Genomic DNA, 20019 nt, shown 5'->3' with positions numbered 1-20019 from the left:
ACCCAATCAACCCACAACGGAATCGAACCCCAGAGATCACCATGGCCACCGCAAGTGCACGACATATCCTCGTTGAAACCGAAGAAGCCTGTCAGGATCTGAAAGATCAGATCGAAAAAGGACAAGATTTCGGTGCCATCGCCGCCGAGTTTTCCTCCTGTCCCTCTGGTAAATCCGGTGGTGCGTTGGGGACGTTCAGCCCCGGCCAAATGGTCAAGGAGTTCGACGAAGTGGTGTTCAGCGGTGATTTGGGCAAAGTTCACGGCCCCGTCAAAACACAGTTTGGCTATCACTTGATCGAGATCACGCAGCGCGTCGATTGATTCAAAAGGCTGTTCCATGATCCAGACGTTTGGACAGGCTTATCAGTTTGTGCTGAAGAGCAAAGTTTGCACGGTCTTCGGCAGCAAGAACTCGCCGTACCCGTCGTTGTGGGACAACACCGATTTATCGGAGGACAAACCCAAGACGGGCGGTTGGAGCCCCAAGGTGATGGCCGTCTGGGATTGGAAGACTCGCATCCCGCAAACCTATCCCGCGGAAGTTTTCTACGGGAAGGTGAGCGGCGGCGACGCCGTGTTGATGGAGATGCAGCACTTTCGTGAGGTGCATTACGCCGAGGCGTACCAGCCCGTCCACGAATTGGATGTTCTCCCGCAAGAGATCTTTGAGCTGATCCGTTTGCAAGCGGACTACACCGGTCCGCTTCGCAAGCGAGCCATCGAGCGATTGGCGTGCACGAAGAGCCAGTTCGACACCGCACTGAAGAAGCTGCAGGTGAGCTTGAACATCGTGCGTTCCAACGACCCCAAGTTGACGAACGACTTCTGGTTGCCCATGCGAGAAGTCCACCTCGATATCGTGCAACAGCACGAGCGATGAAGCCCGACCTCCGTAGGTCAGGTTGTACCTGACGTTCCCGCCGATGCTTTGGAACAAAGCGAGTCGGGAACCTGATCGCGAAAATAGCGAACACCCATGATCAGCAAGTCAGCGCTGCACAGCAACAGGCCGAGCGTTTTCCGACTTGTCCAGCAGCGACACGATCACCATCGCGAGAAAGCTGGCGGCGAGCCCCATCAGTTGCGACGGGATCAAAAACTCCGTCCGCACGTATTCAAACGCTAGCCAGGTTGCCACACCGGACACGATCGATGCCATCGCTCCGAGAGTGGTCGCTCGTTTCCAATACAGCCCGACGGCCAAGGGGACCAACGCACCAACAAGCGGAACGCTGTACGCCTGCTGGATCATTTGGTACATCGTGTTGTTGCTGGTCAAAGCTTGGTGCAAAGCCAAGGCACCAAATATCAGCAGAACGATCCGTAGCCAACGCAACATGTTTTGATCGTTGAGATCGGACCGAAATGGACGAATCACATTTTCGACAATCAGACTGCTCGGCGCAAGCAGCGTTCCGCTGGCGGTGGACAGAATCGCCGACACCAATGCGCCCAAGAAGACCGTCTGAACCCAGAACGGTGTGGACTGCATGACCGCGTGCGGAAGTGTTCGCTGGACTTCACGCAAGTCTTCGCTGTTGAATTGTTGCAGGTGATCTGGATCGATCACCACCGCGGCGTAAGCGATGAACATCGGCACAAACGCGAACATGCAGTAGAACATCCCGCCCAGCAAGGTGCCCGTCATGGCGGTGCGTTCGTCTTTGGCACTGGTGACACGTTGAATGACATCTTGTTGTGGGATCGAACCCAGGGCCGCGGTCAGGAAGCCGCCGATGTAGATCCACCACTGACCGGATTGCCCCCAGTCGGGAAAGACCTGCAGACGCCCCGATTCGCGAGCGGAATCGATGACGACGGAAACACCGCCGGCCGCATGAGCCATGTAAACGGACACCACCAACAGACCGATGATGATCACGAACGTCTGAATCATGTCGGTGAGCGCCACTGACCACATGCCGCCCATCACGGTGTAGAAGGCGACAATGGTGAAGCCGATCACGATGCCTTGGTTGGTGGTCAGCGCATCGTAGCCGATGCCTTTGCCCAGGACGGATATCACCAGGCCAAGTGCGGTGAGCTGAGCCGCGGCCCAGCCAAGGTACGAAGCGGAGATGACAACGGACGTCAAAACTTCGATCGAGCGACCATAGCGTTTGCGATAAAAGTCGCCAATCGTCAGCAAGTCCATTCGGTAGAAAGCTCGCGCGAAGAACAACGCCACGAGCACCAGACAGACCGAAAAACCAAACGGATCGCCGGGGATAGCGCGCAGTCCCTGCCCGGCAAAGGTCGCCGAAACGGACAGCACGGTTTCGGCACCAAACCAGGTCGCAAACACGCAGGCGAAGTTCATGTACAGCGGAAGCGAACGCCCCGCGACCATGAAGTCTTGCGCATTGCCGACGCGTCGGGCTGCGAACAACCCGATCGCGATCGTGAGAAACAAGTAGGCCAGGACGGCAGCGATCAATCCCATCGGCGTGTCGTCCGTCAGTCGATGGCGACGCTGTTGGCCATTGGCAGCCCGTTGAATGGCGATGCGCTGGCCGCAGCGTAAGCACCCATCGACGGAACCAAGACCAATTCACCGACTTCCAAATCGGGAAGCCATTGATCACGCGAAACGATGTCGGTGGAGTCGCAGGTGGGGCCCGCAACCACGCACGGAACGGTCTCCCGTGAACCATCGTTTTCGACCAGCAACGGGAAGTCCGTGTGGTCGAAAATCTTGCCTGAAAACGAACCGTAGATGCCATCGTCGAGGAAGAACCAGGGCAAGTCCCAGCGACGGTTTTTGCCGATCACGCGAGTGATCAGGGTGACGCTTTCGGTGCACAGCCCGCGACCTGGTTCGGCGATCAAACGAATCGGCAAATCGCCGAACATCTCGCGTAAACCTTGCGTGATGACTTCACCGAAGGTTTCAATCGAAGGAGCGTCCTCACGATACGGGGCAGGGAATCCACCGCCGATATCCAAGACTTCCAGTTGGTGTCCCGCTTGGGTGGCTTCGTCCCAAACTGCGCGAACGCTGCGAAGCACTTCGACGTAGTCGTGCGGGTTGAGGCACTGGCTGCCGACATGGAACGAGAACCCACGAACGTTCAGGCCTTTGGACTTTGCCGCCGCCAGCAGTTCCATCGCTTCGTGCATCGGGCAGCCGAACTTGGCCGACAGGTTGATTCGGCTGGACGCGCCGGTGGTCGCCAAACGCAGCAACAGGTTCACGTCCGGTGTCAGTCGGCGGATCTTTTCCGCTTCGATCGCGTTGTCAAAAACGAACCAATTCACACCGGCTTGTGCGCATTCCCAGAGGTTTGCATCGGTCTTGCATGGGTGAGTGTGCAACATCCGATCCGGCGTGAAGCCAGCCGCCAGTGCGGCCTGCAATTCGCCAGGAGAGCAGACGTCAATGAATGCGTTTTCGCCGTTGAGCGTTGACAAAAAATGCAGGTCGGGGTTGGCTTTCGCCGCATAGTAAAGATCGACACCAGGCAGGGCATTCTTCATTGCCCAGTAGGTCTCGATGGCTTTGGATCGTGACACCACCAACAAGGGAGTGCCGTGTTTCTCAGCGAGCTCTTTCGCGAGGTCAAAGGAAAGGTTCGGCTGTGCCGTTCGGGCGTTGGGTGCGCGCAGAATGGTCGATGCGATCATGCGGCTGGGGTGCCTCCAGAAGGGGACCAAGGTCAGTTGAAAAACGAAATGCAGTCAAAACTTCGAAGCCACGTGGCTTCGTCTGAGGGTTCTCGTGAACCCTGGCCGACTTCTTCTTCGCTGTTATCGAGCCGCGTCCTGGGCGCAATAACGTGTTGACCTTGGGGAGATCGCAATGGAGGTTGCGGCACCTTGCGGTATGGCAACGTTGTGCGTTTGGAGTGGGCGATTCCGCTAGGAAACGTCCTGCCAACACACTTCCGCCGCGCCCGGATTGGGCGAGACCTGGTGTCGTGCTGATTGATCCGCGGTGGGTGGCTGAGCGTCTTTTAAAACGCGAGTGAACCAGCACCGTTTTTCAATCGGTTGCGGAAGATATCGACCGCGAATCCAAAAGTCGAGAGCGGAAATGACGATTTGGATCGATTGTGTCGTTGCAGCGTGATCCACCCAGTCCTGCGGACGGAGGCCGGCCCACATGTCGGCTTTTGATGTTGCGAGTATTGCCACGGGAGTGGCGACACTGTGAATCCAGCGGGGATTTGTGCCAGCGTTTCGGGTCGGTAATGACCGGGGCGATGTTGGCACTGTGTCCGGTGCCTGACGGCACCGGCCAGTGCTGTGCCGGCCCTTCGGGCTTTGGCACGATTCGGCAGCGTTTTCGCGGGCCACGGCTCGGGACAAATCTGGACAGGGCTGCTATAGTGGCTCAGCAAGCATTTCTTCTCTCCATTGCAGCGGTCCGTTTTGTCTGACGTGTCTTCGGTTCCCGAATCTCTTGAACGTCTCGAGGTGGCTTTGACCCCTCAGGAGCGTTTTGAGGAGTATTTGCAGAGCAAAGGCCAGCGACAGACCAAGCCTCGCAAGTTCTTGGTCGAGAAGATTTTCTCTCAGCACGCTCACTTTGATGCGGATGAGCTGATCGAGAAACTGCCTCGCAAAGGCGAGCCCAACTATGTCAGTTCCGCGACGGTGTATCGTTCGCTGCGTGAATTTGTCGACGCTGGGTTGCTGAATTGCTTTCAGCTCGATGGCCGCACGGTTTACGAGCTGGATTACGGCTACCCGCCTCACGATCATCTGTACTGCACGCGTTGCCGCAAACTGATCGAGTTCCGCAGCGAGGAGCTGATCGCGACGCGAGACGAGGCGGCGGCGAAGCACGGTTTTCGCGTTTCTGGACACCGAATGCTGGTCAGCGGTGTGTGCCGCGAATGTGGCAAGAACCGACGCAAAAAGCGGAAGCAAGACTTGGTTTGATGCGGCTGGTCGTGATTGGGGGCATTGCCGATCATCTTTCGCCGATCAAGCTTGGCCGCACACGCCTCGCTGGTCAGGCTTCTTCAGGAAGCTCGGCCATCCGGATCTGTTGCAGAATCGCGTTGAAGACAGGTTCCGCGGCTTCGAAGTCGGCCAGTTCAGCTTGGAACTGAGCCAGGATGCGTCCCGCGATCGGCATTTGTTCGCGGGTCGGGGCAGGGGCGTCCAGCAGCACCACACGTGAGATCACGACCAGGTCCAAGTAGTAGAACCGCAGGTCGACGGCTCGCTCGCCTTCGGAGGCCCCAGGGAGCGTGATGTTGTCGCGTTCCAGGTCTTCGTATTGTCCCCGGAGCATCTGGTCAATTTCGCCCAGGACGACTTCGTCTTCTCGGGTGATCGGCAGTGTTTCCAACGACACGAATCCGCCACCGGGCAGGTCGAACGTGGCGCCCTGGTCGCCTTCGTCTTCGGCTCGCTCGACCAGAGTCCAGTTGTCTGGGTACAGCAGTTTCAGGCCGAAGCCTTCGAAAGTCGCGGGCATTTCTTGGTTCAGTCGTTTTGGGGGCCGGACAATCGCTGGCGAAGGTCATCGGGCACGTTGGTTTTGACCAGTTTGCCGCCCGCTTGCAGGTCGCAGCACACGGCAGTGATTTTGCCGGTGGCGATACGTCGGCCTTCGCAGGTCAATTCGAAGCGATAGCTGATACTGGATTGTCCAATCCGGTCGACGTGCAAATCAATTTGCAGGATGTCTTCAAATCGGGCGGGGCCGTGAAAGTCGCAGCTGGCGGCGACTCGGGGCCAAGTCAATCGTTCCTCGGACTCATGGTGCGGCATCACGGGGATGCCGACCGACCGCAGGAACTCATGTTCGGCCGCTTCCATCATGGGGAAGAAGGCCGAAAAGTGGACGATTCCAGCCGCATCGGTGTCTCGAAACTCGACGCGGCGTTGGGTCTGATAAAGCGGAGCCCGCTGGTTGAGGGCTCCGTCAGAGGCTGGATCGTTCACTGAGTTGACGAATTATTCGCCGACGTATGGCAGCAAGGCCATGAAGCGGGCGCGTTTGATGGCTGAGGTGACAGCGTGTTGGCTGGCAGCGGTGCAACCACTCTTGCGACGGCCCATGATGCGTCCTTGGCGGTTGACCATCTTGGACAGCAATTCGAGGTCCTTGTAGTCAACGTACATCGGACGCGGACGGTGGCCATCGACGAAGATGGGGTCCTTGCGGCGGGTACGGCTGCGGACTCGGGAGCGTTTGCGGGCACGACTACGCGTGCTCATTGGACGTGGAGGCATGAAGCTTTTCGAAGGAAATCGAAGGCGAATGGACTGATTCGGCCGGAAAACCAATGTCTCCGGCTCGCCAATGGGTCCCGTGAACGCAAAAAGGTTGCGATCGCGGGCCACACAGTGTGCCGAGATCGGCGTTTCCACGCAATCCCTTTTGCCTATTCTGCCTGATAAAGCTTTTCTTGGTCGATCAGTGTCCTCACAGGGTGCGGGACCTGAAAACGGATGCTCCGTCCAGAGCAGACTCGCTGGTGAGGGGCAGACTCGCTGGCGAGGGTCGCTTTGAGCTCTGAGTCATTTCACCAACGGATCGGGGCGATCGAACTGGACCCGGTGATAAATTTCTGCCATCGACAGGTTCAGCTTCAAGGCGTCGATCCGCAATTCGTTCTCCAGTCCCCCCGCTTCACGAAGCGTCCATGTGTGGTCGTCTCCACGGGTGAATGATTCAACCGCTGGTCGATCTTGCGCGACGAGCACGTATCCTTTCAAAGATGGAATGCGTCGGTAGTGTCTCGACTTGGTGCCTCGATCGTAAGCCTCTGTGCTTTCCGAAGCGACTTCGATCAACAGAGTCGGATTTTGCAGGGTGTCCAGTTGGTCGTCGCGAAATTTGGGTTCGTCGCAAGCTACGACCACATCGGGGTAGGTGTACAAACCAGTGGCTTCAATCTGGACCCGCATGTCGCTGGGGTAAACTTCGCAGGGACCATCGAGCAGCGCGTTGCTTAGAACTCGGATTAGGTTTGTCACGATCAAGTTGTGTGCTCGCTTCGCGCCGCCCATTGCAAAGGTTTCGCCGCCGAAGTACTCGCTCTTGAACGAAGCCTTTCGTTCTTGGTCAAGGTATTCCTGTTCGGACAGCAGTGGGAACGGATTGGTCGACATAGCAGATCTCAGTTTCGACACGCGGGGAATCGCAGGCAACTTTGCTATCGTACCCGGTACATCTTTTCATTGTCGATCAACGTCGCGACCGGGTGTGGCACGCGGAACCGGATACTCCGTCCGGTTGCGATGCGATTCCGAAGGTCGCTGCTGCTGATTTCGATCTGGGGCATCTGGATCTGCGACTCGCGAATCCTTCGAATTTGCGTTTCGTCAGTCATGCCGTCCAGGATCGAGTAGTCCGGTGGAGGGTCGCCGCCGCGAGCGATCACGGCCAGGTGGCACCGTTTTAGGATTTGCTCGGGTTCTCGCCAACGATCGAACGAGGCCAACGAATCGGCCCCGATGATCAGATGCAGCTGGCGGTCTGGAAATTGTTCTTGCAAATGTTCCAGGGTCAGCAGGGTGTAGCTGACGCTGTCTTGCCGGAGTTCCCAGTCGTCGATGACGTGCCCGGATTGGCCACTGAGTGCCAATCGCAGCATTTGCAGACGGTGTTCGTTGCTGGCCACCGGCCCGTGGGGTTTGAGCGGGCTGGTTGCCGTCGGGATCCAACGCACATGTTCAATCGGCAATTGTTCCAGTGCCGATTCGGCCATCCAAAGATGCCCGACATGAAGCGGGTCGAAAGACCCACCCAGGATTCCGATCCCGTGATTTGATGGAGGGGTGGTTTCAAATGCTGACACGGAATGACCTTCAATGGTTTCTTGCTTGAATCGACGCAAGCATAACTTCGCTCATGGTTCGTTTGTCTTTCTTCATCCCGGTAGGGATGTCAGATGGTAGCCGGGGTTGCTGCGAAGCAGCGTACCCCCGGAAAACGAGACCCAAAAAAATCTCCATCCCGGCGTGGCCAATGGCCACGCCGGGATGGAGAGTGGTGGCGTGGGGGCTGCATGTCCATCGGTGGCGCTGTCGCTTACCGACGGCTACCATCTGACATCCCTACCGGGATGAAAACTTGTGCAAACGAATGCGTTCCACAACACCAACCATTTCGCAGTCCAGGCGAACGCCCTGGCGGCTCATGTGGTTGTGCCCGATCATTCCTGCCGACCTGCTGAAAGCCGGGGCGAATCTCTGTCCGGCCGACTATTGTCGATCGGCGATGTGTTTCTTTTGGTGCCGAATCAATTCGTTCAGTTCACCCATCGTCTCGCAGGTGCATTGGAAATGACAGATCAACATTTCATCGGTGGAGTCGGCGCCCCAGGACACCGGCTTGGGCGGCGAGTTCGGGTTCAGCGGGTTGTTGGCTGAATTGTCATACCAAGCGTCCACGTGAAGGATCGTTCCCTTTTTCAAACGCACGGGTTCGGCAAACGAATACTTGCCTTGCCAATTGAAATCCCAATCTTTGATCCACAACAACGGCTTGGTCTCGCCATCGGGTGACTTCGACCAGACTTTCATTTCGCGGCCAAAAATGTGCATGTGTGGCACCGTGTCCAGCAGCACTGTGTCCACGGGCAACGTGTACGTCGCGCGTTGCAAATGATGACTTTCGCCCGGCGGGATACGGATTCGTTTGTTGCCGACCTGGACTTCGGTGACGATCTTCTTGGCCGACGACGGGGCGAAGTAAATCCCGATCTTCGACTTGTCTTGATGTGGTTTGCCGGTCGTGACGTAGTGGATTTCCGCCACGATGTCGCTGTCCTTTGGCACAAAACGTCCCATCCCCTCGGGCAATCGTCGGGGGCTCATTCCCGGAAACCAACTGCTCAGCGTGCCTTCGGGTTCAAAGCGCGGCCCGCCAAAGCTGGAGTACCCCGGCGCTGGATCCGATTGGTCCAGTCGCCGCCCCTTTCTTTTGGTGTCCAGGAAGAAACTGGCGTGGTGAACGGACTGAGGCGTCCCCGGATGAAAATCGATCGCGTTGACCAACCGGTGTTGCTTCAAACCGGTTGGGATGACGAAGTACTGGCGAAGGTCAGGGCCGCTGGATGGGATCGAGAACGTTTCGTTCATTTCCAGAATCAAATCCGGTTCACCCAGTGGCCAACCACTCGATGGCGGAACAGGGGCCGGAAGATCCTTTGGGTCGCCTGCCGGTTTGCCATCGCGAACCCAAACGTTCAACAGAGACATTTCGTGATTGGTCAATCGCAGTTCGTCTTGGAAACGCAGGAACCCGGCGGCCGGTTTCCATGGCGGCATGAAACGCGAATGGGTCACTTCCAAAATTTGATTGGCATGGCCGCTGACGTCGTTGTAACTCAACAACGGAAACGGAGCCGATCCGTTTCGACAATGACACCCCGCGCAGTTCGCTTGGATCACCGGCGCAACATCGCGTGCGTAAGTCACCTCGCCTTCGATCGCTTTGTTTGGCGGATCCTCCAGCAGGCAACCGATGGGTTTGGTTTTTGGCACATCCACCGGACGTCGAGCGATGACTGCGCGGATCGCATCTCGCAAATAGGGTTTGGCGGCGTGATCTTTCTTGCGGCCGACTTGAACATGCCGGTCGTCAATCGCACCGTTGTAAAGCATCTTGCCGTTCGGCCGAATCAACATCGCTTGGGGCGTGTGGGTCGGCGAAAGAGCCAAACGCAATTCGCCTGAGCCGTCGAACAGCACCGGGAACTCAACTCGGTAATCGACGCTATGCTTTTTCGCATCCGAACGTGTCACCGACGGATCGGAAATCACACCGACCAATTCAATGCCTTGTCCGCCGTATTCCGATGCGTAGTCATTGAGCAACGGCAGATAACCGTTGCTGATCGGACAATGCGTGGACAAGAAGACGACCGCGACGGCGTTGGTGTCGTTGGACTGTCCCAATCGAATCAAGCGACCGTCTAGGTCGAGACCTTTCAGCACGCCGGTGTGCGAAGTGTCTTGAGCCAATCCTGGATTGGAGACGAACGGCGACAGCATGCCGACCAAAAGCATGCAAACAACGTTCGCAAGTTTCAAGCCACTGAGTCGATCGTGAAACGAACCGACCGCGGTCCCTTGGATTTGATCGGGAACCATGCACCCACTTCCTGTTGGCGGCAACGGGACACGCCGAAAGGCATGCAAGACAAGGCTGGGTAGTGTACAGGACTGGCGCGCGCGATTGGGCAAAGAACGCGATAACTGCTACTGGCCATAGAAACCGCTCGCCTCACTGCTGAGGAGCGTGACCATTGGCAGCCGGCGGTTTGAGCGATGTGAACCCCTCAAATGACGTCACCAAGATGGCGGATGCCTTGGGACGTGTTCGATGTCATTCGTTACCTTAACGGGCATGAAACTTCCCAAGTTCTTTCGTCGTTTCGGTCCCGGCTTGCTCGTCACGGCAGCCTTCATCGGGCCGGGGACCGTCACCAAAGCCACGACCGCAGGTGCCAACTTTGGCCACACGCTGTTGTGGGCGGTGGGTTTCTCTGTGATCGCAACGATCGTCTTTCAAGAAATGGCGTCGCGACTGGGGATCGTCACCGGGCGTGGTTTGGGAGAGGCGATCCGTCCAACCATCCCCAATGCGTTCGCCCGAGGATTGGCCATTGTGCTGGTCGTCTCGGCAATCATCATCGGAAACGCTGCTTACCAAGCGGGCAATATCGCCGGCGCCGCTGTGGGCGTTTCAGCCGCAACGGGAACGCAGCAACAAACTGTGGTGTCGATTGCGATCGGCTTCGCAGCATGGGGCATCTTGATGATCGGTCACTACCGATCGCTTCAGCGGATTTTGGTTGCGTTGGTGGTGACGATGAGCAGCGTGTTTTTGTTGACCGCGTTCAGTGTTCCAATCGACTGGCGATCGTTCGCAATGGGTTGGATCAAACCGACCATCCCGGAAGGCGGATTGAAAGAAGTCTTGGCGATCATCGGCACGACGGTCGTGCCCTACAACCTGTTTCTTCACGCCACCGCATCGGCCGAGAAATGGTCCAGCGACAAGACCGAATCCGTCAGCGACGAAACCGTTCGCGAGGCGATCCAGGAAAGCCGCGGCGACACGATCCTCAGCGTGGGCTTGGGCGGGTTGGTGACCGCCGCCGTGATGGCCACGGCTGCCGCCGCTTTCTTTAGGAGTGACGCCGGATTCACGAACCTTGCCGACGCCGCCCGACAACTCGAACCGCTGCTTGGCAACCATGCACGCTGGCTGTTCGGTGTGGGGCTGTTCGCCGCGGGGTTGACCAGCACCATCACCGCGCCGCTGGCCGCCGCCTACGCCGCTGCCGGTTGTTTTGGCTGGCCCATCGATCTGAAAGACTGGCGGCTGCGAACGGTCTTCACCACCGTGATTGTGTTTGGCATTTCGTTCGCTGCCAGCGGTTCCAAGCCCACGGACATCATCACGTTTGCTCAAGTCGCCAACGGATTGCTGCTGCCTCTGCTGGCCATTTTCTTGCTCGCGGTCATGAACAACGCGGCGTTGCTCGGCAAGCACCGCAATCACTGGATCGCCAACACGCTCGGCGTGCTAACGGTTGTCGTCGTCACCGTTCTTGGATTGCGTAGCCTCGTCAGCGTTTTCTTCTCGGGATGATCTTTCGCGATTCGAACGCTTCCACTCGCTCGCCTGAGGACGCCGCTGTAGTTACGATGCAGAGACCCGCATTCCCTCCCTCCAAGGAGGTCGTGCCGTTTTTAAGTGCTGTGTTCGTGACGTCTTGCAAACCCCGCCCGCGCAGCGGGAGGGGGCGGGAAACGAGCGTTCAGCGAGATTTCCCGGGGGAGGGCAACGCGCGCCACCTCCCATGCCCGGTCCCCTCCCTCGCGTACGCCTGAACGGCGTCGCTCGACCTCCCCCCAAACTTCGTTTCGGGAGAGGGACGGTGCGCGAAAGCAGTGATAATAACTGCATCAACAAACTGCACGACCTCCAAGATAAAGAGCCAACTCCATGTGGCAGGTAGCCATCCGACGAACCCAAGACGCACGTGTGCCGATCCTGGTCGCATTTTTGTTGACCGCAACGGCCTTGTTTCAGACGGTTGAAGCGGGAGACCGGCCCAACATCCTCTGGCTTTCCGCAGAAGACATCAGTCCCCACATCGGTTGCTATGGTGATCCGCATGCCATCACACCGCGCATCGATCAGCTTGCCAAGGAAGGGATTCGATACTCCAACGCGTTCACCACGGCCGGTGTTTGTGCCCCGTGTCGCAGCGGGATCATCACTGGGATGTACCAAACGACGCTTGGGACGCAGCACATGCGTTGCCAAGCGAAACTTCCAAAGAGCATCCAGCCGTTTTCAACTTATTTGCGTGAGTCGGGATACTTCTGCACCAACAACTCCAAGCAGGATTATCAGTTCGCGACCCCGAAAGGTTCTTGGGACCAATCGTCCAACAAGGCCCACTGGCGGGATCGACCGGATCACGAAACGCCCTTTTTTGCTGTCTTCAACTTCACGGGCTGCCACGAATCTGGAATCGAGAATGATTCGAAATACAAGTCCGTCACCAAAGGCCTTTCCGAAAGTGAGCGGCAAGACGCTTCCGAGCTCTCGACGTTCCCGCCGTACTATCCGGACACGCCAGCCGTTCGTGAAGACTGGAAGCGAAACTACGAACTGATCACGGCGCTCGATCATTGGGTGGGCGGGTTGCTTGACCAGCTCCATGCCGACGGGTTGGACGAAGACACCATCGTGTTCTTCTGGTCCGATCATGGCGTTGGGCTCCCACGAGCGAAGCGTTGGCTTTACGACTCGGGCACGCACATCCCATTGGTCATCCGCATCCCGGCCAAGTTTCGATCCAGCGACAAGGTCGCCGGGGTCGTTGATGATCGATTGGTGAGCTCGATCGACTTTGGTCCCACCGTCTTGAATTTGGCGGGGTTGGATGTTCCAGAGCCCATGCAAGGCAAGCCGTTCCTGAGCAGTCCCTTGAGCAAGCTAGCGGTCGTCGACCGAGACTACGTTTACGGTGCTCGCGACCGGATGGACGAACGTTACGACATCATTCGAATGGTGCGTGATCAGCGATACAAATACATCCGCAATTACGAACCGTTGAAGCCATACTTTCAATACATGAACACGCCCGAGAAAGGGCAGACGATGCGGTCGATTCGCGAGGCTGAGCAGGCCGGAACGTTGCCACAAGCAGCCATGCCTTTCTTCCGCGGAACGAAACCCACCGAAGAACTTTACGATCTCGAGAATGACCCCCATGAGCTCCATGATCTCGCGTCGTCTTCTGACCACACGGAGGTGCTCCATCGCATGCGTGCGGCGCACGAGCAGTGGGTGACCCGCACCAAGGACTTGGGGCTCATCCCAGAGCCGATCCTCGCCGAACGCGCCAGCAATCTGGGGAGTCAGTATGCCGTCCTGAGACAATCGGACGACAGCGAGCTCGCGAATCGTGTTGCCGCAGCAGCTCTCGCGGCATCCGAGGGCCCTGCAGTTCTTCCAGAAATGCGAGCCGCACTCGACGACAGAGATTCTGCAGTGCGTTATTGGGGGGCGACTGGGATCGGGAACGTTTTCGCTAGCGGCGAGATCGACAGGCTGCCGTATTTGATGGATCTGCAAGAACGGCTTGCCGACGAATCCGCGACGGTACGAGTCGCAGCGGCGCGTGCGCTTTGCCATTCCGGCAATCCCGAAGCCACGGACAAGGCTCTCTCAGTCCTGGCGGAGACATTGGAGGACGGTGCGCAGTGGGAGCGACTGCAAGCTGCCATCGTGCTCGACGAGATCGATGAGAAAGCGTTGCCGGTGATCGATTCGATGCGAGAAGCACTCCAGCCAAGGCAAAACTTATACGCCGATGGCAAGTACACCGTCCGCGTGATCAACCGCGCTCTCAACGAATTGAACGGCACCAACCACACGGTCAAATAGCCGCCGCGATCGAAGGGCAGGGCAGGGCAAACAATCGATCTCGGGGCTTCCGCCCCGAGCTATCAACGCGGACTCCTCCGGAGTCATTCGCGCACGTTCGCCCCGGACGGGGCCGGCGTCAGTAGCTCGGGGCGGAAGCCCCGAGACGACTGCCCGCACATCGATGACGGCCCCGTCCGGGGCGAATGTGTGCGGATTTGGCAAAGGCCAGCGGATGTCCGGTGAGCTAAAACAGGTTGTTTCGAACGAAAACTCGCCACTGTCTTTCAGTTGAGCGGCTGTTTCGGCAATGGTACGTCATGTGCACTGGATCAACGCGTTGTCCAGGCTTGGAAAGCCGATTGCTGCATCCAGGGTGTCTGGCGACTTCGGCTAACGGTCCGTCCGGACAATCTTCCGGTGATGCGTTACCGATCCCATTTGCACTGCGTCACTCGCAGAGGAGACTTCCCATGTTCTTGCAAAGCCTTCGACAGGGTTTGTTCGCGTCCGTGTTCATCCTTTACGCCTCGGGGGCATCGGTTGCCATGGCTCAACATCGCGGCGGAGGTGGTGGCGGAGGAGGTCATGGGGGAGGTGGCCACGGAGGAGGAGCCCCGGGCGGTGGTGGTCACGTGGGTGGCGGTCACGTCAGCGGTGGTCACGTTCGTGGCGGCGGCGTTCACGGGGGCGGCGTTTCACACAGCGGTCGTCCAGGATACTCGGGCCGTGACCATTCCAACTTTGGCTCGTCGTACGGATACTCTCGTCCCGGTTTGAGTTTGTCGATCGGTAGTGGCTATCCCTATGGATACGGCTACGGCGGCTATGGACTGGGCTACAGCAGTCTGGGCTACGGTTACGGCTACCCAAATGACTTTCGCTACTCGTCTGGCTACCGCGGCTATTCGAGTTACCCGTCGAGAACTTATGTGGTTCCATCCACGACTTATGTGGCTCCTTTGAGAACGGTCTATCAAGCTGGCTATGGGAGCAGTTCCGTTCCACCAGCAACCGCGAATGCGCCGATCGACCCAGCCACTGCGGACTTGCGTCCAGGAATGGTTCTGCCTGATGGTTCGACGGTCATCTCCGTTGATCCAGTCGCAAAGTAGCCAGAGTCTCTCGACCTTGATTCCGTTTCCTCTCCCATGGGAGCCCTCCTGTTCCCATGGGAGGGCAGGATGGTGCGAGGCATTATCAGGGAGCGATTGCCGGCCATTCGAAAAGCAACGCACCCACGGATCGGATGCCTCCGTCCATCAGCGCCCCCCGGAGGGAGCGAAGATCTCCTCCCGTTTTTTCGCCCGCGAGAAACCGTTCGATCAAGCTTTTGGTCCGGGAGCGGACTTGGGATGGTGCGAGCCACGTGTTCAATCCACAGGGTTGGCCCGCTCGTTCACGACGCCCCTCTCTGGGGTGGGTTTGTGATCTCCACCAGCCTTCTCGGGCATGCCACCGGGCTAGTAACGTCGACTCCTCCGGAGCCATTCATGCACGTTCGCCCGAGACGGGGCCGACATCGGTAGGTCACGGTAGAAACCCCGAGAACGCTGAGCCGGCACACACTCAATGCTTGACAAGCGTCAATCGATCTGGCGCTGCATTCAGAAAAAGTTGGCGTTGAGACGTCGAGAAGTTTCGTGCGTTTTCGTTAAAGGCATTCGATCCGAAAGCTTCGTCAAGCCGCTGCAAGAAGTATTGGGGTCGCTGAAGATTCACCCGCAGCCCCAACCCCGCAGTTTCAATTGCGTCGGCTGTCAAACGCTGTTCCAGAAACAATGGGCAAGTGATCACAGCCATCCCCGATAGAAGTGCCAAGGCGGACGTGCCATGATTTCCATTGTTGATGAGGTGGCGTTGGTTTTGGGCGGCTTTTTCGATCGGGACGAACCGGTCCAGAACCCGAACCCACGCAGGATCGCAAGTTCGTAACAGGCTTGCGTCGACGCCATCAGGCACTAAATCAACGCGAACGCCACACTGGCGGAGCGCCGAGAAAAACAGCTCCCATGCCGGAAAAGGTTTGAGGTACGCAATTGCTGTCGCCCAGCGATCGCTTCGATTCATCGCGGACGATGCCGCTGGCCACACACCACAGTACCGAGCGTTGGTGCGGACGGGCGCGTAGGGATCGAGCAACGCAACCGTGGCGATTCGGTCCTCTTCACAACCGTTGATGATCTCATGCCAACGATCAGGAGGGTTCAGGTCATTGGTTTGGCAGCCTGTTCGAATCCTTTCTCGCAGGCTTTCCCAGGCTGACTGGTTCGTCGTTGTGCGAGAGTCAGACGAGACATCCAACAAGGCGGGGATGGAAACAGGGATTTTGGTGCGGGGAGCACACGTGTAACCGGTGCCGATTCGAAGGGTTGGAATGCCGAGCGTCCAGGCAACGAGCCCGGCAGTCACACCGAAGTCTTGCACCACCAGCTCCGGCCGGAGTTCGTGCATGCGATCCCGCCACCATCGAATCTGCTGGTTCGTTGCCGTCTGATCAAAGAAACCCAAGTTCCAAGCAATTTGCGACAGGCAATTTGGCAGTCGAAGTTGATCGCGTGGGCATCGCGGCCAGGCAGGTGACTCGATGACTGAAATGTTCTCATGATTCAATCGATAGGTCGAAAGCAGGTTCCGAGTTCGCTTCGAATCACGAACGATCAACGTCAATTGATGGCCATCCTGGATCGCTTGACGGGCCAACGGGCTGAATCGCATGATGTGCCCGGATCCTGATCCCCACTCCCAGGCGAAGGCAATCCTCATGGGACGCTCTCGCCAGGGCACCAGCTCCGATAGATTGTTTCTAGTTCGCGAGTCAACGCGGTCGGGTCCCTCAGCGGACTCGCGAGATAGCATTCGTAGACGGTCTGGCGAAGATCGGACAGGGTCTGACGATTGTGCATCAGTTCGACCGCGATCTCCGCGTATTCCTTGCTGGATTCGGCCACCAGTTCGTACAGTCCCATTCGCATCATCATCGCGGAGGTGGCGCGGTGAGCGTAATACTCGCCACACTTCGATAGGATTGGAGTTCCCACCGAAAGGCATTCCAGGGATGTCATCGTGCCTTGATATGGAAATGAATCTAAGGCCAGGTCAACGGATCTCATGGACCGAAGGTGATCCACCATCGACTCGGCCCGGGTTCGATATTCGATTCGATGTGGCAAGACACCCTGCTCAGCAAACAAGCGGCGGAAGCGATCCGCAACGAATGGCACACCGTATCGATCCCCGTATTTCATCAGCAAAATCGCATCCGGAACACGACGGAGTATCTCGGCGACCGTTTCGATCATGGACGGGGATAATTTCGCAACGTTGTTGAATATCCCCAGTCGAGGCGGCTGTTCGGACCTCGATACCCGATCAGGCGATTCCGTCATCAGTTCTTCCGCTATTTCTGGTGGCGTCCAAGCCAAGTGAGAGTTTTGCAAGTGAACCAACCGCTCCACATACAGCCGATCGGTTCGCCCCGGCGGGTCAGCCAAACGATCGGTCAGCCGATAGTCCATTGTCTGAATCGCGGAGGTGTTGGGGTAACCCAAGTATGACGCTTGAACTGGGGCCGCTCGGCGACCGAGCATCCGCAACCGGTTGCCGCCTCCCGTGTATCCACCCAGGTCAATCAGTACATCGATCTGATCTTCGCGGATCTGCGAAAGCAATCGACCGTCGGACCAGCCATGCGAATGGAGGAACTTGTCGGAAGCTTCCATCACGTCCTTGGTGATTGCATCGTGCTTCGAGCCATCGTGGTAAACGTGAATGCGAAAGGCTGGGCGGTCGTGCGACCACAGAATCGGTTTTATCAACTTGCCAACGGGATGCGTGTAGAAATCGGCTCCCAAGTAACCAATCGAAATTGGTTCGCCGGCTTTGCGAGGCCGGACATGAATCGTTTGAGGACGCTCCGTCAGTCGCATGCCAATTCGAAAGTGTTCGTTGCTGATTTCAGCTGGCGTCCAGCGATCGGAGTAATTCAGATAAAGCAACAAGTTGGCTGCTGCGCCCGTTTGATTGACATTCACATCGATCAATTGTTGAGCGAACGAAATCGCTTCTTCCACCGCCCCTGTTCCGGCGGATAGCAAGGCCAATTGGAATAAGTTTTCAGTGTGTTGTGGTTCGCGGGCAGCGATCATTCGCCGCAACGGGATCGATTCATATTTTCGTCCCGCGCGGTCTAGCAACAGGCAAGCAAGATGCAAGGCGGTGTTGCGTTCCGGGTGAGTGTTTGTCATGTCCGACAAGCCTGCTGCCAGCAAACCATCGGCAGCTTCGCCGGGGCAGCCAATCCAGTCCAAAGCGTTGGCAAGCGAGATCCACGCCGCCAGGTCATCGGGGGTTTGCTGACAAGCGATCCGGCAACGCATGACACGTTCATCGTCGTCCTGTTCTCCAGTCGGCGTCGTCGCGTAGGGATTTTGCAAGGCCACTGAAACGGGACGCATCGGTTCCGGTAACGGGTAGCCAAGCAGACTCAAGGTTGCCAGGAAGTCTTCGTTCTCGCCCAATGATGACCAAACGACTGAGGAAACGGGCGGACGTGGTTTCCGTTGCAGATCTCGACGGCGAATCGACTCCGTCTCGCCCGTGACTTGATCGTGGTCGGCAAAGTTCAGCTTCCACATCGGGTCATACGAAACGTTCAAGGCATCGCAGATCTCATGCAAGGCTGTTTCAGGAGAAGCAAAGAAGTCTTCGGCACGAACCCAGGGCATTTGCTGGACCGATTCGGCGAAGGCCCGAGTGCCCTTCCAAAACAGATTGTCATTCCAGGTGTCTGCCAATGCCCCCAGTCGTTTGCTATGCAGGTACTGATCCAACGGGTGGCACACCGTCGCGCAACGTAGTGGATTCTGGTTGCAACCCATCGTTTCGTTGCAGTCCCACACCGATGTTTCGCGGGGCGATTGAAACGGGAAGCCGATCCAATCCAGATGCGACCAATCTCGAACCACCAGCGACCTTCCTCGTGAAGCAAGCCAACAATCCAGTTCGTCGAGTTGCTTGGTAAGGTTGTTGATCTGGCTTAGATCAAGTGGCGACTTACTCCGGTCGGGCGTCCAACCAAACCAATCGACGGCTTGCCGGCGTGGATCAAATCGCTTGGTCCCATCGGGGTGTATTTCGCTTAGTAAAGCAACACCATTCATGCACCCCAAGCATCGAGCAATCAGCGTGCCGTGTGACCCAGCCAGATGATGAAGCAAACGCAACACGTGCTCTCAACCAACCTTAAAACGGAGGAAGGCGTCGCGACCATCGCTCCCAATCGGCCTCAGCATCCTCTTGACTCATTCCGAGGTCTTCAAGTCGTTTCATTAAACTGTCAAACGCTGCCTTCTGTGTTGCTGGCATGTATTCCCGACGCTCAGCTGCCCGAACCATCGAGTGCATAGGGCCAATCGACTTCTTCTCCCGTATTCTTGGATCTGCGTCCAGGTCCAACAGAACGTGTGCCACTTCGTATTGACCGTAAGCGCTGATTGCATGGGTCAACGGTGACGACCCCATGGTATCGACTGCATCGATGTCGGCTCCATGTTCGGCCAGCGTAAGCAATCGAGACTTCACGTTCCCTCCGCCGAACAAAATCAATTCGTGGATGACCGGATCTCCCCAACGGTCCGTGATGTTTGCATCACCACCATTGTTCATGACCAAATTGAATTGTTTTTGAAATGCGCTTTTGGCGCTGAGCCAGGTGACGGATTCGCCTTGCTCAAAAGCTGACGGGATTCCCAGATCTCCAGTGAGCTTGACGTTTGGATCGGCACCGGCCACAAGCAGCATCTCAAACCGCTCGGGTTCGTTGTCAAAGTACGCCCACAGCAGTGGGGTGGCATTGTCGCGCCCCTTTGCGTTCACATCGGTACCAATGTCAATCAAACGCTGCATCTCGGCTGTATCATTCTTCTCGATGGCCTCGCATAGCTTGATTACTTCAGGATCGTCAAAGAAATCCTTTGCGTGCAAGCCGAACTTCTCGTGGAAGGTGCGTTTGGAAGACAAGTTCTTAGCAAGCTGAGAGGCTTCATTGCATCCCGAGGATACAAGGCAAACTGCGAGAGTGAAAATTGCTGGCCAGCCAAAAGGCATGCAGGACCTGCGCAGGTAAGCGGGAATGCTTGGGTTTAATCGCGTGAGCCG

Annotated in this window: 17 protein-coding genes; 6 read left to right on the top strand and 11 right to left on the bottom strand. The window is 57.3% G+C overall.

Annotated elements, in window-relative coordinates; all coding sequences use genetic code 11:
• The first annotated feature begins 41 nt into the window (after positions 1-41).
• Both RISK_RS18450 and RISK_RS18445 read left to right on the top strand, forming a co-directional pair.
• Positions 42-323 carry a peptidylprolyl isomerase gene (locus tag RISK_RS18450; RefSeq protein WP_047815937.1) on the top strand — a complete coding sequence of 94 codons (282 nt, stop codon included), beginning with the start codon at positions 42-44 and terminating at the stop codon, positions 321-323.
• A 16-nt stretch (positions 324-339) separates the two neighbouring features.
• Positions 340-882 (top strand): AlkZ-related protein, encoded by a 543-nt coding sequence (locus RISK_RS18445; RefSeq protein ID WP_047815799.1) that lies wholly within the window; start codon positions 340-342, stop codon positions 880-882.
• Between the two features lie 108 nt (positions 883-990).
• Here RISK_RS18445 and RISK_RS18440 read toward each other — a convergent pair whose 3' ends face one another.
• Together RISK_RS18440 and RISK_RS18435 are read right to left on the bottom strand one after the other, a co-directional pair.
• On the bottom strand, positions 991-2445 hold the full coding sequence (locus tag RISK_RS18440) for a sodium:solute symporter family protein (RefSeq protein ID WP_047815798.1): 1455 nt from the start codon (positions 2443-2445) through the stop codon (positions 991-993).
• A gap of 14 nt (positions 2446-2459) precedes the next feature.
• A complete protein-coding gene (locus RISK_RS18435; protein WP_047815797.1) occupies positions 2460-3626 on the bottom strand; it encodes a type III PLP-dependent enzyme in 1167 nt (388 codons plus the stop codon).
• A 756-nt stretch (positions 3627-4382) separates the two neighbouring features.
• On the opposite strand from RISK_RS18435, the gene RISK_RS18420 reads away from it, so the two are divergent.
• Positions 4383-4886 carry a Fur family transcriptional regulator gene (locus RISK_RS18420; RefSeq protein ID WP_007338703.1) on the top strand — a complete coding sequence of 168 codons (504 nt, stop codon included), beginning with the start codon at positions 4383-4385 and terminating at the stop codon, positions 4884-4886.
• A gap of 73 nt (positions 4887-4959) precedes the next feature.
• On the opposite strand, the gene RISK_RS18415 is transcribed toward RISK_RS18420, so the two are convergent.
• From RISK_RS18415 to RISK_RS18390, 6 genes are all read right to left on the bottom strand, one after another.
• Entirely contained in the window at positions 4960-5430 is a 471-nt protein-coding gene (locus RISK_RS18415) for a hypothetical protein (RefSeq protein WP_047815794.1), read from the bottom strand.
• An 8-nt stretch (positions 5431-5438) separates the two neighbouring features.
• Positions 5439-5900, bottom strand: coding sequence for an acyl-CoA thioesterase (locus RISK_RS18410; protein ID WP_047815793.1), 462 nt, complete (start codon positions 5898-5900; stop codon positions 5439-5441).
• 12 nt (positions 5901-5912) lie between these two features.
• Entirely contained in the window at positions 5913-6191 is a 279-nt protein-coding gene (gene rpsR, locus RISK_RS33115; RefSeq protein ID WP_233215804.1) for a 30S ribosomal protein S18, read from the bottom strand.
• A 288-nt stretch (positions 6192-6479) separates the two neighbouring features.
• Positions 6480-7073 (bottom strand): Uma2 family endonuclease, encoded by a 594-nt coding sequence (locus tag RISK_RS18400; protein ID WP_047815792.1) that lies wholly within the window; start codon positions 7071-7073, stop codon positions 6480-6482.
• A 44-nt stretch (positions 7074-7117) separates the two neighbouring features.
• A complete protein-coding gene (gene nadD / locus RISK_RS18395) occupies positions 7118-7801 on the bottom strand; it encodes a nicotinate (nicotinamide) nucleotide adenylyltransferase (protein ID WP_047815791.1) in 684 nt (227 codons plus the stop codon).
• A 367-nt stretch (positions 7802-8168) separates the two neighbouring features.
• On the bottom strand, positions 8169-10061 hold the full coding sequence (locus tag RISK_RS18390; protein WP_047815790.1) for a thioredoxin family protein: 1893 nt from the start codon (positions 10059-10061) through the stop codon (positions 8169-8171).
• Positions 10062-10317: 256 nt separating this feature from the next.
• Here RISK_RS18390 and RISK_RS18385 point away from each other — a divergent pair, with 256 nt between their 5' ends.
• The 3 genes from RISK_RS18385 (at position 10318) to RISK_RS18375 (ending at position 14975) form a co-directional block, all read left to right on the top strand.
• Positions 10318-11568 carry an Nramp family divalent metal transporter gene (locus RISK_RS18385; RefSeq protein WP_047815789.1) on the top strand — a complete coding sequence of 417 codons (1251 nt, stop codon included), beginning with the start codon at positions 10318-10320 and terminating at the stop codon, positions 11566-11568.
• A 357-nt stretch (positions 11569-11925) separates the two neighbouring features.
• A complete protein-coding gene (locus tag RISK_RS18380) occupies positions 11926-13881 on the top strand; it encodes a sulfatase family protein (RefSeq protein WP_047815788.1) in 1956 nt (651 codons plus the stop codon).
• Between the two features lie 452 nt (positions 13882-14333).
• Positions 14334-14975, top strand: coding sequence for a hypothetical protein (locus tag RISK_RS18375; RefSeq protein ID WP_053061230.1), 642 nt, complete (start codon positions 14334-14336; stop codon positions 14973-14975).
• Positions 14976-15429: 454 nt separating this feature from the next.
• On the opposite strand, the gene RISK_RS18370 is transcribed toward RISK_RS18375, so the two are convergent.
• From RISK_RS18370 to RISK_RS18360, 3 genes are all read right to left on the bottom strand, one after another.
• Positions 15430-16578 carry a glycosyltransferase gene (locus tag RISK_RS18370; protein ID WP_047815787.1) on the bottom strand — a complete coding sequence of 383 codons (1149 nt, stop codon included), beginning with the start codon at positions 16576-16578 and terminating at the stop codon, positions 15430-15432.
• Positions 16579-16622: 44 nt separating this feature from the next.
• Complete coding sequence (locus RISK_RS18365; protein ID WP_150122624.1) at positions 16623-19022, bottom strand: O-linked N-acetylglucosamine transferase, SPINDLY family protein; 2400 nt, start codon at positions 19020-19022, stop codon at positions 16623-16625.
• Between the two features lie 82 nt (positions 19023-19104).
• Complete coding sequence (locus RISK_RS18360) at positions 19105-19968, bottom strand: ankyrin repeat domain-containing protein (protein ID WP_150122623.1); 864 nt, start codon at positions 19966-19968, stop codon at positions 19105-19107.
• Positions 19969-20019: the final 51 nt, after the last annotated feature.

The sequence above is a fragment of the Rhodopirellula islandica genome (genome assembly GCF_001027925.1).
GTDB lineage: Bacteria > Planctomycetota > Planctomycetia > Pirellulales > Pirellulaceae > Rhodopirellula > Rhodopirellula islandica.
The sequence above is the reverse complement of the archived record's forward strand: the minus strand, read 5'-3'. Positions and strand labels throughout refer to the sequence as shown.

Bases quoted from the DNA above. Each gene is read 5' to 3' on its own strand.
- RISK_RS18450 (WP_047815937.1), top strand. From the start codon at position 42: ATGGCCACCGCAAGTGCACGACATATCCTCGTTGAAACCGAAGAAGCC.
- RISK_RS18445 (WP_047815799.1), top strand. From the start codon at position 340: ATGATCCAGACGTTTGGACAGGCTTATCAGTTTGTGCTGAAGAGCAAA.
- RISK_RS18440 (WP_047815798.1), bottom strand. From the start codon at position 2,445: ATGGGATTGATCGCTGCCGTCCTGGCCTACTTGTTTCTCACGATCGCG.
- RISK_RS18435 (WP_047815797.1), bottom strand. From the start codon at position 3,626: ATGATCGCATCGACCATTCTGCGCGCACCCAACGCCCGAACGGCACAG.
- RISK_RS18415 (WP_047815794.1), bottom strand. From the start codon at position 5,430: ATGCCCGCGACTTTCGAAGGCTTCGGCCTGAAACTGCTGTACCCAGAC.
- rpsR (WP_233215804.1), bottom strand. From the start codon at position 6,191: ATGCCTCCACGTCCAATGAGCACGCGTAGTCGTGCCCGCAAACGCTCC.
- RISK_RS18400 (WP_047815792.1), bottom strand. From the start codon at position 7,073: ATGTCGACCAATCCGTTCCCACTGCTGTCCGAACAGGAATACCTTGAC.
- RISK_RS18390 (WP_047815790.1), bottom strand. From the start codon at position 10,061: ATGGTTCCCGATCAAATCCAAGGGACCGCGGTCGGTTCGTTTCACGAT.
- RISK_RS18385 (WP_047815789.1), top strand. From the start codon at position 10,318: ATGAAACTTCCCAAGTTCTTTCGTCGTTTCGGTCCCGGCTTGCTCGTC.
- RISK_RS18380 (WP_047815788.1), top strand. From the start codon at position 11,926: ATGTGGCAGGTAGCCATCCGACGAACCCAAGACGCACGTGTGCCGATC.
- RISK_RS18375 (WP_053061230.1), top strand. From the start codon at position 14,334: ATGTTCTTGCAAAGCCTTCGACAGGGTTTGTTCGCGTCCGTGTTCATC.
- RISK_RS18370 (WP_047815787.1), bottom strand. From the start codon at position 16,578: ATGCGATTCAGCCCGTTGGCCCGTCAAGCGATCCAGGATGGCCATCAA.
- RISK_RS18365 (WP_150122624.1), bottom strand. From the start codon at position 19,022: ATGAATGGTGTTGCTTTACTAAGCGAAATACACCCCGATGGGACCAAG.
- RISK_RS18360 (WP_150122623.1), bottom strand. From the start codon at position 19,968: ATGCCTTTTGGCTGGCCAGCAATTTTCACTCTCGCAGTTTGCCTTGTA.